Origin of the sequence: Curtobacterium sp. C2H10 (assembly GCF_025407985.1) — a bacterium.
Taxonomy (GTDB): domain Bacteria; phylum Actinomycetota; class Actinomycetes; order Actinomycetales; family Microbacteriaceae; genus Curtobacterium.
Genome location: NZ_JABXGF010000007.1, coordinates 22,116 through 35,710 on the forward strand (window position 1 = coordinate 22,116; position 13,595 = coordinate 35,710).

Here is a 13,595-nt window from a genome sequence, read left to right on the forward strand (position 1 = left end):
GAGCGACACCTGCCGGACGGACGCGGCCGCCCGAGTAGACAGGACGCATGGAGATCGCACCGATGCTCGCCAAGGCCGTCCCCACCGTCCCCGAACCCGACAGCGTGCGCGGCGGACTCCGGTACGAGCCGAAGTGGGACGGGTTCCGCGGCATCGTGACCATCGACGGCGACGACGTGGAGATCGGCAGCCGCGGTGCGAAGCCCCTCACCCGGTACTTCCCCGAGCTCGTCGAGGCCTTCCGCGCACAGTTCGGCGGCCGCGAGCACCCCGTGGTCCTCGACGGCGAGGTGATCCTGCGCTCCGGGGACGCCGGCGCGGAACGGCTCGACTGGGAGGCGCTGTCGCAGCGGATCCACCCCGCGGCCTCGCGGATCGCGAAGCTCAGCGCCGAGACCCCCGCGCAGTTCGTGGCGTTCGACCTGCTCGCGGTGGACGGCACGGAGCTCCTGGACCTGCCGTTCGACGAGCGTCGGTCGCGCCTGGACGCGCTGTCGCAAGACATGTCCGACCCGCTGTTCGTCACGCGCACCACGCTCGACGTCGACCTCGCCCGCGAGTGGCTGACCACGTTCGAGGGTGCCGGGCTCGACGGTGTCGTCGCGAAGCCCCGGGCGCAGCCGTACGAGCCGAACAAGCGCACCATGCTCAAGGTCAAGCACCACCGCACGGCCGACGTCGTCGCGATCGGGTACCGCGTGCACAAGAGCGGGACCGGCGTCGGCTCGCTGCTCGTCGGCTTGTACGGCGACGACGGCGAGCTCCGGCAGGTGGGCGGCGTGTCCGCCTTCTCGGACAAGCGACGGGTCGAGTTGGTGGACGAGCTCGACCGGGTGGTCCTCCGGGATGCGGACGGGAGGCCCGTCACCGGTGACGGGGAACGCTCGCGGTTCTCGTCGGGTCGCGACACGTCGTTCGTCCGGCTGGCGCCGTCGCTGGTCCTGGAGGTGCGGTACGACCAGATGGAGGGCGACCGCTTCCGGCACACGGTCCAGTTCGAGCGGTGGCGTCCCGACCGCGAGGCCGCCTCGTGCGGCTTCGACCAGCTCGAGGTCCCGGCGGCGTACGACCTCGACGACGTGCTGCTGTCCGATTGACGCTCGACGATTGATGTAGTTAGGCTAACTAGGTAACTTCTTCCATGCGGATGCATCCGCATCGAGCAGACGGGAGCGGGACATGATCATCGACGGCATCAGCGACGCCCACCGCGGGACGTGGTCCCGGTTGACGCGTCTGCACACGGCGAGCGTCTCGCTCCCGACACACACCACGCGCGTCGCCGAGCCCGAGGGCCGGGCTGAGGACTGCGCCGCGGTCTGACCCGTTCAGGCCTTCTTCGCGCGTGACGGCTGCACGCGCGGCGGCTCCCCCGGCATCTTCGGGAAGTCCGGCGGGAAGGGCAGTTCGCCCTCGCCGTTCTCCAGGTCGCGCTCCCACCACGTCAGCAGCGGCGTGATGCTCGCGGGCTCGTCGTGCATCGCCTGCCACGGGTCGCCCGTGGTCCGCAGCCGCTCCGGCACCGACCGGATCGTGAACGCCGTCGGATCGGCGTCGTCGAGTTCGTCCCACGCGATCGGTGTCGACACGGCCGCGTGCGCGAGGGCACGGGGACTGTAGGCACCGGCCATCGTCCGGTCGCGGTTCGCCTGGTTGAAGTCGACGAAGACGCGCTCCCCGCGCTCCTCCTTCCACCACGCCGTCGTCACCCGGTCCGGCATCCGTCGCTCGAGTTCGCGTGCGGCGGCGATGACCGCGTGCCGGACGTCGAGGAACTCGTACTCGGGCAGGATCGGCGCGAAGACGTGCAGCCCGCGGTTCCCGCTCGTCTTGATCCACGCCGTCAGTCCGACCTCGTCGAGCACCTTCCGGAGCTCGTGCGCCACGGGGACGGTGTCGTTGAAGTCGGTACCGGGCTGCGGGTCGAGGTCGATGCGGAGCTGGTCCGGGTGGTCGGGGTCCCCGGCGCGCGAGGCCCACGGGTGGAACACGACGGTGTTCATCTGCGCGGCCCACACCGCGACGGCCGGCTCGTCCACCACGAGCTGCGGGTGCTGTCGGCCGCTCGGGTAGGTGACGGTGACCGCGCGGACGTACTCGGGCGCGCCCTTCGGCGGGTTCTTCGAGAAGAACTGCTCGCCGTCGACGCCGCCCGGGAACCGCTGCAGCGAGATCGGGCGGTCGCCGTTCGCCCGGACGAACGCGTCACCGACGGCGACGAGGTACTCCGCCAGGTCGAGCTTCGTGATGCCGGGCTCGGGCCAGAGCACGCGGGAGGGGCTGCTGATCCGGACCTCCCGGTCGCCGTCCGGCCCCGGGACCGTCAGCGTCGTTGCTTCGCTCGCCATGCAGCGGACCGTACACGGGCGGGCCCGGGCCCGGCCGCAGCCCCGATCGGTCGGGGTCGGGGGCGGTCGGGGTCGGGGTCCGGGGCGGTCGGAGTCGAGCGGGCGAAGTACGTCACGCTCGGCGCTCCGGACCGGCCGGTTCCGCCCGTTCGGCGAACCGCGCGCGGCATGTCCCGCCCACCCGGGGTGCACGATGGAAGGGTGAACGCGTACCTCGGGGTGGACCTGGCATGGGGACTCGGCACCGCGACCCGCGCACCGAACGAGACCGGACTCGTCGCGATGGACACCGACGGAGCGGTCACCGACGCCGGCTGGGCCCGGGGCGTCGACGCCGTCACCGACTGGATCGCCGGACACCTGGGCGAGCGCTCCCTCATCGCCGTGGACGCCTCGCTCGTCGTGACGAACCCGACCGGCATCCGCGAGGCCGAACGGCAGGTGGGACAGCGCTACGGCCGGTGGAAGGTCGCGGCGAACCCGACGAACCTCGCGTCGGCGGCGAGCGCCGGGGCCCGACTACTCGAGCGGCTGACGGCCCTGGGCGTCGGGTACGTGTCGTCGACCGCGGCGATGCGGGAGCGCACCGGTCCGGCGGTGTTCGAGTGCTACCCGTACACGACCCTCGTCGGGGTCGAGGAGCTCGGCTACGACGTCGAGCGGCCGCGGTACAAGCGTCTCGACCTGCACGTCCCGCCGGCGACGGCCCGGGCACGACGGGCGGAGGCGTTCGACGAGCTCGTGCGTCGGCTGCGCGAGACGCCGCTGGACCCTCCGCTCCGGCTCGACACGCATCCGCTCACCCGGGCGCTCGCCGAGCCCTCCGGGATCCACGGGCCGACGCACAAGCACCGGGAGGACCTGCTCGACGGGGCCCTCTGCGCCTGGACGGCCGCGTTCTGGGAGCGGCACGGCGACGACCGCGTGCAGATCCTGGGAGGCGATCCGTGCCTCCCGTCCGACGCCGTGGACGAGGCGGGCCGCCAGCCCGTCGTGGTGGCGCCCGCGCGCCCGTCGCAGCGGCCGACGCGCGGATAGGCTTGCGCGGTGAGCACCACCACCGAACCCCTGCGCATCGGGCTGGTGTCGCTGCACACCTCCCCCGGCGACGAACCCGGCTCCGGCGAGGTCGGCGGCATGAACGTCGTCGTCCGCCACCAGGCCGAGGCCCTCGCGGACCGCGGCCACCACGTCGACATCATCACGCGCCGCTCGTCGCCGACGCAGCCGGACTCGGTGTCGCTCGTGCCGGGCGTCTGCCTGCGGTTCCTGTCGGCAGGGCCGGCCGAGCCGGTGCCCAAGGGCGAGCACGACGCGTTCATCGAGCCGTTCCGCCGCGAGCTCGAGCACCTCGGCCCGTTCGACGTGCTCCACTCGCACCACTGGTTCTCCGGCGCGGCTGCACTCCCCGTGGCCCGTGAGCGGGGCATCCCCCACGTGCAGTCCTTCCACTCGATCGCCGCCGACAGCGACACGCCGCTGTCCGAGGGCGAACGCCCGGAGTCCGACGGACGGATGGCCGGCGAGCGCATGCTCGCGCACGAGTCCGACGCGGTCGTCGTCGTGTCCTCGGCCGAGGCCGACACCGTCCGCACGCGGCTCGGCGGCGAGACCGGGCGCATCTGGATCGTGCCGCCGGGCGTCGACGGGTCGGTGTTCCGTCCGTCCGCCGCCGGCGCCCGCCGCGCGGACGTCCCGTACGTGGTCGCCGCCGCGCGGGTGCAGCCGTTGAAGGGACTGGACCTCGCGATCGAGGCGATCGCCGGCATCAGCCAGGAGGCGCGACCCACCCTCGTCATCGCCGGGGACGCCTCGAGCGAGGCGGGTGACTACGTGGACGAACTGCGTCGGCTCGCGGCCCGCCTCGGGATCGCCGACCGCGTGACGTTCGTCGGTCCGCAGTCGCGGGCCGACCTGGCGTTCCTGTTCCGCGGCGCGGCAGCCGTGCTGGTCCCGTCGCACTCGGAGACGTACGGCCTCGTCGCGCTCGAGGGCTCCGCGTCCGGGGTGCCCGTCGTGGCCGCCGCTGCCGGAGGACTGCGTGAGGCCGTGGTCGACGGCGAGACCGGGGTCGTGCTCGAGTCCCGCGACCCGGCCGTCTGGGCGGCGGAGACGGAGCGGATCCTGACGGACGCGTCGTACGCGGCGTCGCTGGCCGCGGCCGGACGGGAGCACGCGGAGCGACTCAGCTGGGAGCGCTCGGCCGCCGGGCTCGAGGACGTGTACCGCCGGGTGCTGGGACGCGCGTGACCGGGGGCGGGCGGTTCGACGCGTTCTGGGCAGCGCTCGACGCCGTGCCGGTCGCGGACGACGCCGAGGCGCTGTACGACGTGTCGACCGCTGCCGGGCGGCTGCGTCGGGCGAACCTCGAGCGGTACCTCTCGACCGTCGGGGCCCGGGCGGACACGCTCCTCGTCGCCGAGGCCCCGGGCTGGCGCGGCATGACGAACACCGGCGTGCCGTTCACGAGCATGCGGGAGCTCGGGCCGGACTACCTCGTCCCGCCGGAGCCGACCGCCCCGTGGGAGGCCTCCTCCCGCGTCGTGCAGGCTGCCCTGGCGTCGTGGCACGGTGCGCTCCCGATGACGTGGGCGATCTTCCCGCACCACCCGTTCGCCGCCCCGGACCGGCTGACGAACCGGACGCCACGGCCGGCCGAGGTCCGGGAGGGCGCGCCCGTCGCGCTCGCGCTGCTCGATGCGATGCGGGCGGGTCCGGGCGGCGACGACGTCCGGGTCGTCGCCGTGGGGCGGAAGGCGCAGGGGGCGTTGGCGCTGGCGGGGATCGACGCCGTGGCGGTGCGGCACCCGGCGCAGGGCGGGGCCGCGCAGTTCACGGAGCAGGTGCTGGCGCTCCGCCGCTGAGCGCGCGGGCGCGGCCGCGCGGCGGCTCGGCGCGGTCGCACAACGCAAGTGCATCGGAACCGGGGATCGGCGTGGTTCGGACGCGCTTGCGTTGTGCGACGACGAACGGAACCGGCAGCGCAGCGGGGCACCCGCGGCTCAGGCGGAGCGGACCTCGACGCCCTTCGCGGCGAGCCGCTCGACCACGTGCGCGGGCAGCGGTGCCGCGGCGTACACCGTGCCGAGCGCCGGCAGGTCGAGCACGTCGTCCCAGTTCTGCGGGTCGTACCGGTCGTCCGAGCCGTCCCACCCCGGGTGCACGTCCTGCAGGACCTCGAGGTCGGAGTCGACCGTCAGCTCCGTGACGAGCGACAGCTGCGACGGCAGGAGGTCGAGGTCGTCGTAGTACTCGCGCGCACGGTCGTCCTGCCCTTCGATGTCGAGGTCCTCGTCGCTCTCGTCGTCGTCCCCGGCGTAGGGCTGGAGGACGTCGAGGTCGTAGCAGAGCACGTCGAGGACGAGGAGCTTCGCGTTGAAGTCGGCGAACTCCACGGGTTCCTCGGTCGTGTTCGTCTCGTCGTGCATGGCTCGGAGCGTAGCCGTCGCCACCCGAGAGCGGCCAGGGGCGGTGGCACGTGTCCGACGGGGCACGAGCATGTTGCGATCTGCGGCGATTTGCCTGTGAGACTGGACAGGATGACCCGAAGCGGAACAGGCTGACGCATGGCCACCACCAACACAGAGCGCCCGCAACAGGAGCAGCCAGAGCTCCGGCGGGTCATCGGTCCCAAACTCCTCCTGCTCTTCATCGTCGGGGACATCCTCGGCACGGGCGTCTACGCGCTCACGGGTCAGGTCGCGGCAGAGGTCGGCGGAGCAGCGTGGCTCCCCTTCCTCATCGCGTTCGCCGTGGCGCTGCTGACGGCGTTCTCGTACCTCGAGCTCGTCACGAAGTACCCGCAGACCGCCGGTGCGGCGCTGTACGTCCACAAGGCGTTCGGCATCCACTTCGTCACCTTCATCGTGACGTTCATCGTGATGTGCTCGGGCATCACCTCGGCGTCGACGGCCTCGCGGGCGTTCGCGGCGAACCTCGGCGCCGGCTTCGGGTTGGAGCTGCCGAACGCGGTCGTGATGCTCATCGCGATGGGCTTCATGCTCGCGGTGATGGCGATCAACTTCCGGGGCGTCAGCGAGAGCGTGAAGACGAACGTCGTCCTCACCCTGGTCGAGCTGTCCGGTCTCGTGATGGTGATCCTCATCGGGTTCTGGGCGATCGCCGGCGGCAACGCGGACTTCTCACGCGTGGTCATGTTCGACACGCCGGAGGACAAGTCGCTCCTGCTCTCGGTGTCGACCGCCACGTCGCTGGCGTTCTTCGCCATGGTCGGGTTCGAGGACTCGGTGAACATGGCCGAGGAGACGAAGGACCCCTCCCGCATCTTCCCGAAGGTCATGCTCACCGGGCTCGGCATCACCGCCGTGATCTACGTGCTCGTGTCCATCTGCGCCGTGGCGGTCGTGCCGATCGGTGAGCTCGCCGGCAACGAGACGCCGCTCGTCACCGTCGTGCAGACGGCCGCGCCGGACTTCCCGATCGCCGACCTGCTGCCGTTCATCTCGATGTTCGCCGTGGCCAACACCGCGCTGATCAACATGATGATGGCGTCACGGCTGCTGTACGGCATGAGCAAGCAGGGCGTCCTGCCCGGCTTCCTCGGGAAGGTCTCGCCGGCCCGCCGCACCCCGTCCACCGCGATCGTCTTCACCACGCTCATCTCGCTGCTGCTGATCGGGTGGGTCTCGCTCGACCCCGACTCCCCCATCGTCGTCGTGCTCGGCGGCACCACCTCGCTCCTGCTGCTGTCGGTGTTCGCGGTCGTGAACGCGTCGGTGCTGGTGCTGCGCCGCGACAAGGTCGACCACAAGCACTTCCGGGCCGGGGTCATCGTGCCGATCATCGGTGTCGTCACGTGCCTGTGGCTCGTGCTGCCCTTCTCGTCCGGCCGCGACCCGCAGCAGTACCAGATCGCGGGCGCGCTGCTCGCGCTCGGGATCCTGCTGTGGATCGTGACGTGGTTCACCCACGGGCGGAAGCAGACCGAGAAGGCGCCCACCGGCCTCGTCACCGAACCGACGAAGGTCCAGCGCCCGAACGAGCCGGCGCAGACGCACGACCACGACCACCGCGACGTCTGACCAGCGAACGACCGAGCCGGTCCTCGGACACCCCCGATCGGGCGGGTGCGGTTCCCAGGCGGCGCACGTAGCCTCTTCGTGCTCCGCCTGACCCGCCCCGCTCGAGAGGACCCGCCATGCGCCGCGTCGGCATCACCCTCGCGTCGGTGTTCGGCGCGGGCGTCGTCGCGATCGGCATCGGCGTCGTGGTGGTCATCGTCATCGCGGTGAACTCGCTGACGGGTGCCGCCAAGGGTGTCGTCGCGGACCCGACCCCGACCTGCCCGGACGTCGCGACGAGGACGATCGGCGGCATCGTCGTCCCCGCGGGCCCCGTCGGCGGGTTCTGCCAGGACCGCCTGGTCAACGCCGCGTACGTCATCAGCGCCGCACAGGCCATGGGCATCGGACCGCACACCCAGGCGGTCGGCGTGATGACCGCCATCGGGGAGTCGAGCCTGGTGAACCTCGACCACGGGGACGCCGCCGGACCCGACAGCCGCGGGCTCTTCCAGCAGCGGGACAACGGCGCCTGGGGCACGTACGAGCAGCGGATGGACCCGTACACCGCGGCGTCGATGTTCTACACGAAGCTCGTGAAGATCCCCGGGTGGAAGACCATGACCCCGACCCAGATGGCACATGCCGTCCAGATCAACTCGGACCCCGACCACTACGCGAAGTTCTGGCCCGAGGCGAAGTCCGTCGTCGAGGGCCTCACCGGGGAGACCGTCCCCGACACCGCACCCCAGGGCTGACCCGCACGTCACGAGGCGAGCGGGAGCGGACCGTCGTCCACCGGCTCGACCGGCTCGACGTCGTCGAGCGACACGATCGCGACCCCGCCGGTGTGCACTGCCACCTGCGCACGGAGCCGGACGTGGTGCTCCTCGAACGCGCAGGCACACGCGTCGACCCACTCCCAGTCGACCGGGAACAGCCGGGACTCCCCCGGGCGTTCCCAGACCAGCACGACCTCGGCCGCGCCGACCTGCACGAGGACGTCGCCCACCAGCGCGGCGAAGTCCTCGACGTGTTCGTCGGGTTGCCACGGCAGGTCGGAGATCGGCATGACGAACGACACCGGCACGGCCCGTTCGTCGAGGAAGAGCACCCAGCACTGCCGGGTGATCGGGCGTTCGACGAGCGCGGTCACGAGGTCCACCACGTCGTCGTCGGTGCGGGCAGGGGTGCGGATGAGGCGGTCGAGCATGTCGGTGTCTGGCATGCCCTCAGCGTCGCCGACACCACCGCACCGCACGGCGACCAGACGCCCATCTGTGGACGACCGCCGCGCGGGGCCGCCCTGTGGAGGAACGACCCTCAGATGCCGTGGGTGATCGCGCTGTCGACGAGCAGGATCGCGCCGAAGAACACCGCCACGACGGCCGCGATGCCGACGAGGGCGAACGGCCACGAGAGCCGCCGGCGAACCAGTCGCAGCACGCACACCACGAGCGCCGCGACGAGCACGAGGGCGACGAGCACCGGTCCGACGTAGACGACCGCGCCGCCGAGGGTCTCGTCGCAGGAGTTGCCGGGAGCGCCGCACGAGCTGAACGCCAGCGACAGGAACACGATCCCGCCACCGGCGACCACCGACTCCGCTGCCAACAGCACCAGCAGCACGACCGTGGCGACCACGTCCGCGACGCGACGGCCGCCTGCCAGGGGGTGTCGCGCCTCCCGTCCGAAGGCCGCCGGACCGGACCCGAGCGGATCCGCGACCACGGGGGCTTCCATCACCCTCGCCGCCCGCGCGTGGACCAGAGGGCCCAGGCGATGAGGACCGGCTGACCGAACAGGCGACCGATGCGCTTGACGTCCGTGTCGAGCCCGAAGGCGTCGCGGCGGTTCAGCCACTGGGAGATGTTCCCGGGGAAGATCGCGGTGAAGAAGAGCGCCGCGACCGTGCCGACGAAGCGACGCGAGCGACGGGGTGCGAGCACGAGGGCGCTGCCGAGGCCGATCTCCGCGATGCCGGAGGCCAGGACCGTGGTGTCCTCGTCGAGCGGGACAAAGTCGGGCACCTGGGCGCGGAAGTCCTGCCGGGCGAAGGTGAGGTGGCTCGTGCCGGCGAAGACGAGCGCGAGGCCGAGCAGGACGCGGAGGAAGGATCGCATGCCTCCATCGTGCCCGTGCCGGACGGCCACCGCACGCGCCGCACGGCGTGCCGGACCGCCACCGCCCCGCTAGGTTCGGACGCATGGGAACAGCCTCCCGCGACCACGAGCCACCCGCAGCACCCGCCGTCGTGGCCGCACTGCTCGGTCCGATGGCGCTCTACATGGGGTTCATCGTCCCCGCGGCCTCGATGGGGCGGCACGTCGTGCTCGGTGCGGTGTTCGGCATCGCGTGCATCGCCAGCGGTTGGCGCGCACTGTCGATCGCTCGGCGGACCCAACGAGGCGTGCGGGTCTGGTCGTGGATCGGGATCGTCCTCGGCGTGCTCGGGCTCGTGATGCTCGTGTGGCAGCTGCTCGTCATCGTGACCGGCGGCGCCTTCCCCTCCCCGTTCTGGACGCCGTACGCCCACCGCTGACGCGGCCCCTCACCACCCGAGCGTGCCCGGCGCACCCTTGAACGGTCCGACCACCCGCGAGGTGATCCACCCTCCGTAGAAATCCCCCTCCTGCGCCTGGACCACCTCACCGCCGACCTCGCACGAGTCCATCGCCGAGGTGTAGATCGCCACCCGGTCGCGCAGCTGCTCGTAGCCCGGCTCGGGCGTCGGGTAGTTCCACGCCGCCCGCGGAGCGACCACGTCCCCACCCACCACGTCGAAGTACCGCGCGCGGCCCTTGAACTCGCACATGCTCGACCCCTCGGCCGGGCGGAGCTCGAGGTCGGCCATCGGCACGTAGTACACCGGCGGGTGCGAGGTCTCGAGCACCCGCACCGCGTCCGTCGTGTCCACGACCACCTCGCCGCCGAGCCGCACGACCACGCGTTCGGGGACCGGCTCCACGGCGGGAGGCCTCGGGTAGTCCCACACGGACTCCTGGCCGGGGGCGGGCTCGGTACGGTTCGGTCGGCGCATGGGTCACGTCTACGCCGCCTCCCTGCCCGCGGGCCTGGAGGCGCGGCTCGCCCCCGCCCCGCCGGCCCGCCCCGTCCGTGGTCGCCCGGGGCGCAGGGCGCGGCGGACGCGCGGCGCCCGCAGGGTGCAGAGTGGGCGCGTGACGACGACGACACGCACCCTCTTCCGACGGAAGCCGATCGAGACGATCGACGACGAGACCGGTGGCGACGGCGGCCTGAAACGGCACCTCGGCCTCTGGCAGCTCACCGCGATCGGCATCGGCGGCATCATCGGCGCGGGCATCTTCACCCTCGCCGGCACGGTCGCGAACGGCGTCGCCGGCCCCGCGGTCCTCATCAGCTTCCTCGTCGCCGGTGTCGCGAGCGCCGCCGCTGCCCTGTCGTACGCGGAGTTCGCCGGCCTCATCCCGAAGGCCGGAAGCGCCTACACGTACGGCTACGCGGTCCTCGGCGAGATCGTCGGCTGGTTCATCGGCTGGGACCTGCTGCTCGAGTACACGGCGATCGTGGCGGTCGTCGCGATCGGGATCTCGGGCTACGTCGGGTTCCTCGTCGGCCAGTTCGGCATCGACCTGCCGGCCTGGATGCTCGGCGCACCGGGCACGGGCGACGGCCACGTGATCGACGTGTTCGCGATCATCCTGTGCCTGCTCACCGCGTTCGTCCTCACCCGCGGCATCCGCAGCGCCGCACGGTTCGAGTTCGTCGCCGTCGGCATCAAGGTCGCACTCGTCGTGCTCATCGTCGTGCTCGGCGTGTTCCACATCAACAGCGCGAACTACTCGCCATACTTCCCGTTCGGCTTCGGCGGCGTGATGACCGGTGCCGCGACGGTGTTCTTCGCGGTGTTCGGCTACGACGCGATGTCCACCGCCGCCGAGGAGTCCACCGACGCCCGCAAGCACATGCCGAAGGCGATCCTGCTGTCGCTCGGCATCTCGATGGTCCTCTACGTCCTCGCGACCCTGGTGCTCACCGGGATGCAGAAGTACACCGACATCGACCCCGCGTCAGGCTTCTCGTCCGCGTTCGCCTCGGTCGGCCTCGGCGGGGTGGCCAACATCATCGCGATCGGCGCCATCGTCGGCATCATCACCGTGCTCGTGACGTTCATGCTCGGTGCGAGCCGCGTCTGGTTCTCGATGAGCCGCGACGGCCTCATGCCGAAGTGGTTCGCGAAGACCGACCCGAAGCGCCACGTGCCGACCCGCGTCACGTGGATCCTCGGCATCGCGTCGGCGATCCTGGCCGGCGTGCTCCCGATCGGGGTCGTGGCCGAGCTGACGAACATCGGCATCCTGCTCGCCTTCGTGGTGGTCTGCTCCGCCGTGATCGTGCTGCGCTACCGCCAGCCCGACCTCGACCGGCAGTTCCGGCTGCCGTTCATGCCGGTGATCCCGATCATCGGCGTCATCGCGTCGCTGTGGCTCGTGACGTTCCTGCAGTGGGAGACGTGGGTGCGCTTCGCGGTCTGGTTCGCGATCGGCCTCGGCGTGTACTTCGGCTACTCCCGTCGGCACAGCAAGCTGGCGACCGGCGAGGCGACGGGCAAGCCGATCGTCTGACCGGACGGGCTACGCGTCCCGGCGGTGCTTCCCCTTCGCCGCCGTCGGGTCGGCCATCGGGTGGTTGCGGAACCACCGCAGCAGCTCCCGGGAACGGCCGGAGTCGGCGCTCTGGTCCCCCGAGGTGAGGAAGTCGCTGAAGCCCTCCGGCGTCGCAGCGCCCTCGACGTCGCGGTCGTACGCCATCGACCACTCCGGGAAGCGCCGGGTGTGGATGGACTCCTCGGCGAGGAGCCGCACCTCGTCGTGGCGCTCGTCCGCGAGGATCCGCTGGTACGTCGACAACACCTGCTCGTACGGTCCCTCGAGCAGCTGCATGAACCGCCCGTTGCGGTGCACGAGCAGCCCGGTCAGACCGTCGGCGGTGTTCCGGGCGCGGGCGTGGGCGAGCACCTCGTCGAGGGCGTCGTCGTCGAACGGCTCCGTGGCCGCGCTCATGTAGACGAGTGACTGCAGCATGCCGTCGATCCTGCCCGCTCCCGCGCGCCCGCGACTCCCCCAGAACGGGACGCCGGACGTCCTACGACCGGATCTCGCGCATGTTCTGGGCCTGCCACCCCTCGGGGACCGACGCGCGGAAGGCCTGCAGCGCCTCCTCGTAGGTCTGCCCGGTCGCCTCGTGCGGCCTGGTCTCCTTGGAACGGGCGATCGCACGCACGGTGGTCTCGCCGGTCGCCTTGCTCGTGACCGCGTTCACCTGCTGCAGCTCGAACCCGTGCAGGTCCAGGGCCTCGACCGCCGCCGTGCGCGCCGCCTCGATGTTCTCGCCGCTGCCCTCGGCCTCCGTCGTCGCGGTCGAGCGCAGTTCTCCTCGCAGTGTCGTCACCCACCCAGTATCGCGGCCCCCGGACAGGGTCTGTCGCACGCGGGCGCCGCACGCCATCATCGGGAACGCCGATCCGACAGGAGTCCCATGCGCCGCACCACCCTCACCGCCGCACTCGTCGTCAGCGTCGCCGCCGTGGTGTCGTCCCTCGTCGGTGTCGCGCCGGCGCAGGCCGCCGGGATGCCCGCAGCGATGAAGGCGCAGTACGACCACCAGTACGGCACGTTCACCCCGTTCACGAAGTCGGGCAGCCGGAACGCCACGATCGTGCTCCCGCAGAACGCCCGCAGCGGGATCATCGTCGCGACGTTCACCCCGGCGGATGCCGAGCACACCGGGTTCGAGGTGCACGAGCTGAACAGCAAGGGCGGCCCGACCGGTTCGAACCCCATCGGCCAGGGCGGCAAGTACACCGGCCGTGTCGCCTACGGCACCGACTCGTGGCGGAAGCCCGCCGCGCTCAAGGTGGAGGCCAAGGGGCAGTGGACCCTGCGGTTCAGCCAGGTCTCGAGCGCCCCCGCCCTGACCGCCTCGGGCCACGGCGACAACGTGATGCTCTACTGGGGCTCCTCCGCCGCCCGGCAGTTCCGGTGCACGACGACTCGAGTCGCGACGTGCATGCTCCGCGAAACCCTGCTCCGCAACGACTACGAGACCATCCCCGCCAGCGACAACGGCTCCGGCAAGGATCTCTCGAAGCGGATCACCCTGTCGAAGGGCCCGTCCGTCCTGCAGCTGAACGCCGGCAGCACCTGGTCGATCCGCTGACCCGGCGAGCGCCGGAGGTCGGTGG

Annotated in this window: 18 protein-coding genes; 10 read left to right on the forward strand and 8 right to left on the reverse strand. The window is 71.6% G+C overall.

The window, feature by feature from the left end; translation table 11 throughout:
• Positions 1-47: 47 nt before the first annotated feature.
• Entirely contained in the window at positions 48-1,097 is a 1,050-nt protein-coding gene (locus HWD93_RS05320; protein ID WP_261646256.1) for an ATP-dependent DNA ligase, read from the forward strand.
• An 82-nt stretch (positions 1,098-1,179) separates the two neighbouring features.
• A complete protein-coding gene (locus tag HWD93_RS05325; protein ID WP_175473622.1) occupies positions 1,180-1,323 on the forward strand; it encodes a hypothetical protein in 144 nt (47 codons plus the stop codon).
• 5 nt (positions 1,324-1,328) lie between these two features.
• Here HWD93_RS05325 and ligD read toward each other — a convergent pair whose 3' ends face one another.
• A complete protein-coding gene (gene ligD / locus HWD93_RS05330) occupies positions 1,329-2,348 on the reverse strand; it encodes a non-homologous end-joining DNA ligase (RefSeq protein WP_261646257.1) in 1,020 nt (339 codons plus the stop codon).
• A 201-nt stretch (positions 2,349-2,549) separates the two neighbouring features.
• Between ligD and HWD93_RS05335 the strand changes: the two genes are divergently transcribed.
• Genes HWD93_RS05335 through HWD93_RS05345 form a run of 3 tightly spaced genes read left to right on the forward strand, consistent with a single transcriptional unit; the run spans position 2,550 to position 5,212 of the window.
• Positions 2,550-3,386: a DUF429 domain-containing protein gene (locus HWD93_RS05335; protein WP_261646258.1), complete on the forward strand. Its 837-nt coding sequence runs from the start codon at positions 2,550-2,552 to the stop codon at positions 3,384-3,386.
• A 9-nt stretch (positions 3,387-3,395) separates the two neighbouring features.
• Positions 3,396-4,598, forward strand: coding sequence for a glycosyltransferase (locus HWD93_RS05340; protein ID WP_092387708.1), 1,203 nt, complete (start codon positions 3,396-3,398; stop codon positions 4,596-4,598).
• Positions 4,595-5,212, forward strand: a complete 618-nt coding sequence (locus HWD93_RS05345) for a uracil-DNA glycosylase (RefSeq protein ID WP_261646259.1) — start codon at positions 4,595-4,597, stop codon at positions 5,210-5,212. The genes HWD93_RS05340 and HWD93_RS05345 overlap by 4 nt, the downstream gene beginning before the upstream one ends.
• A gap of 138 nt (positions 5,213-5,350) precedes the next feature.
• Here the strand turns inward: HWD93_RS05345 and HWD93_RS05350 are convergent, their stop codons facing one another.
• On the reverse strand, positions 5,351-5,776 hold the full coding sequence (locus HWD93_RS05350) for a hypothetical protein (protein WP_261646260.1): 426 nt from the start codon (positions 5,774-5,776) through the stop codon (positions 5,351-5,353).
• Positions 5,777-5,914: 138 nt separating this feature from the next.
• Here HWD93_RS05350 and HWD93_RS05355 point away from each other — a divergent pair, with 138 nt between their 5' ends.
• Positions 5,915-7,390, forward strand: coding sequence for an APC family permease (locus HWD93_RS05355; RefSeq protein ID WP_071301823.1), 1,476 nt, complete (start codon positions 5,915-5,917; stop codon positions 7,388-7,390).
• A 116-nt stretch (positions 7,391-7,506) separates the two neighbouring features.
• A complete protein-coding gene (locus HWD93_RS05360) occupies positions 7,507-8,127 on the forward strand; it encodes a hypothetical protein (protein WP_070418587.1) in 621 nt (206 codons plus the stop codon).
• A gap of 8 nt (positions 8,128-8,135) precedes the next feature.
• Here the strand turns inward: HWD93_RS05360 and HWD93_RS05365 are convergent, their stop codons facing one another.
• From HWD93_RS05365 to HWD93_RS05375, 3 genes are all read right to left on the reverse strand, one after another.
• Positions 8,136-8,597, reverse strand: coding sequence for a hypothetical protein (locus tag HWD93_RS05365; RefSeq protein ID WP_071296662.1), 462 nt, complete (start codon positions 8,595-8,597; stop codon positions 8,136-8,138).
• A gap of 95 nt (positions 8,598-8,692) precedes the next feature.
• Positions 8,693-9,013 (reverse strand): hypothetical protein, encoded by a 321-nt coding sequence (locus HWD93_RS05370; protein WP_139219841.1) that lies wholly within the window; start codon positions 9,011-9,013, stop codon positions 8,693-8,695.
• Between the two features lie 98 nt (positions 9,014-9,111).
• Positions 9,112-9,492 (reverse strand): hypothetical protein, encoded by a 381-nt coding sequence (locus HWD93_RS05375; RefSeq protein ID WP_070418584.1) that lies wholly within the window; start codon positions 9,490-9,492, stop codon positions 9,112-9,114.
• A gap of 83 nt (positions 9,493-9,575) precedes the next feature.
• On the opposite strand from HWD93_RS05375, the gene HWD93_RS05380 reads away from it, so the two are divergent.
• A complete protein-coding gene (locus tag HWD93_RS05380; RefSeq protein WP_261646261.1) occupies positions 9,576-9,911 on the forward strand; it encodes a hypothetical protein in 336 nt (111 codons plus the stop codon).
• Between the two features lie 9 nt (positions 9,912-9,920).
• Here HWD93_RS05380 and HWD93_RS05385 read toward each other — a convergent pair whose 3' ends face one another.
• On the reverse strand, positions 9,921-10,409 hold the full coding sequence (locus HWD93_RS05385) for a DUF427 domain-containing protein (RefSeq protein ID WP_261646262.1): 489 nt from the start codon (positions 10,407-10,409) through the stop codon (positions 9,921-9,923).
• A 139-nt stretch (positions 10,410-10,548) separates the two neighbouring features.
• Between HWD93_RS05385 and HWD93_RS05390 the strand changes: the two genes are divergently transcribed.
• Positions 10,549-11,976 (forward strand): amino acid permease, encoded by a 1,428-nt coding sequence (locus HWD93_RS05390; RefSeq protein WP_070418581.1) that lies wholly within the window; start codon positions 10,549-10,551, stop codon positions 11,974-11,976.
• A gap of 9 nt (positions 11,977-11,985) precedes the next feature.
• Here the strand turns inward: HWD93_RS05390 and HWD93_RS05395 are convergent, their stop codons facing one another.
• Both HWD93_RS05395 and HWD93_RS05400 read right to left on the reverse strand, forming a co-directional pair.
• Positions 11,986-12,435, reverse strand: coding sequence for a BLUF domain-containing protein (locus HWD93_RS05395; RefSeq protein ID WP_070418580.1), 450 nt, complete (start codon positions 12,433-12,435; stop codon positions 11,986-11,988).
• Between the two features lie 61 nt (positions 12,436-12,496).
• Positions 12,497-12,802 carry a hypothetical protein gene (locus HWD93_RS05400; protein WP_071301817.1) on the reverse strand — a complete coding sequence of 102 codons (306 nt, stop codon included), beginning with the start codon at positions 12,800-12,802 and terminating at the stop codon, positions 12,497-12,499.
• An 87-nt stretch (positions 12,803-12,889) separates the two neighbouring features.
• On the opposite strand from HWD93_RS05400, the gene HWD93_RS05405 reads away from it, so the two are divergent.
• Positions 12,890-13,570, forward strand: a complete 681-nt coding sequence (locus tag HWD93_RS05405) for a hypothetical protein (RefSeq protein ID WP_261646263.1) — start codon at positions 12,890-12,892, stop codon at positions 13,568-13,570.
• The last annotated feature ends 25 nt before the right edge of the window (positions 13,571-13,595 follow it).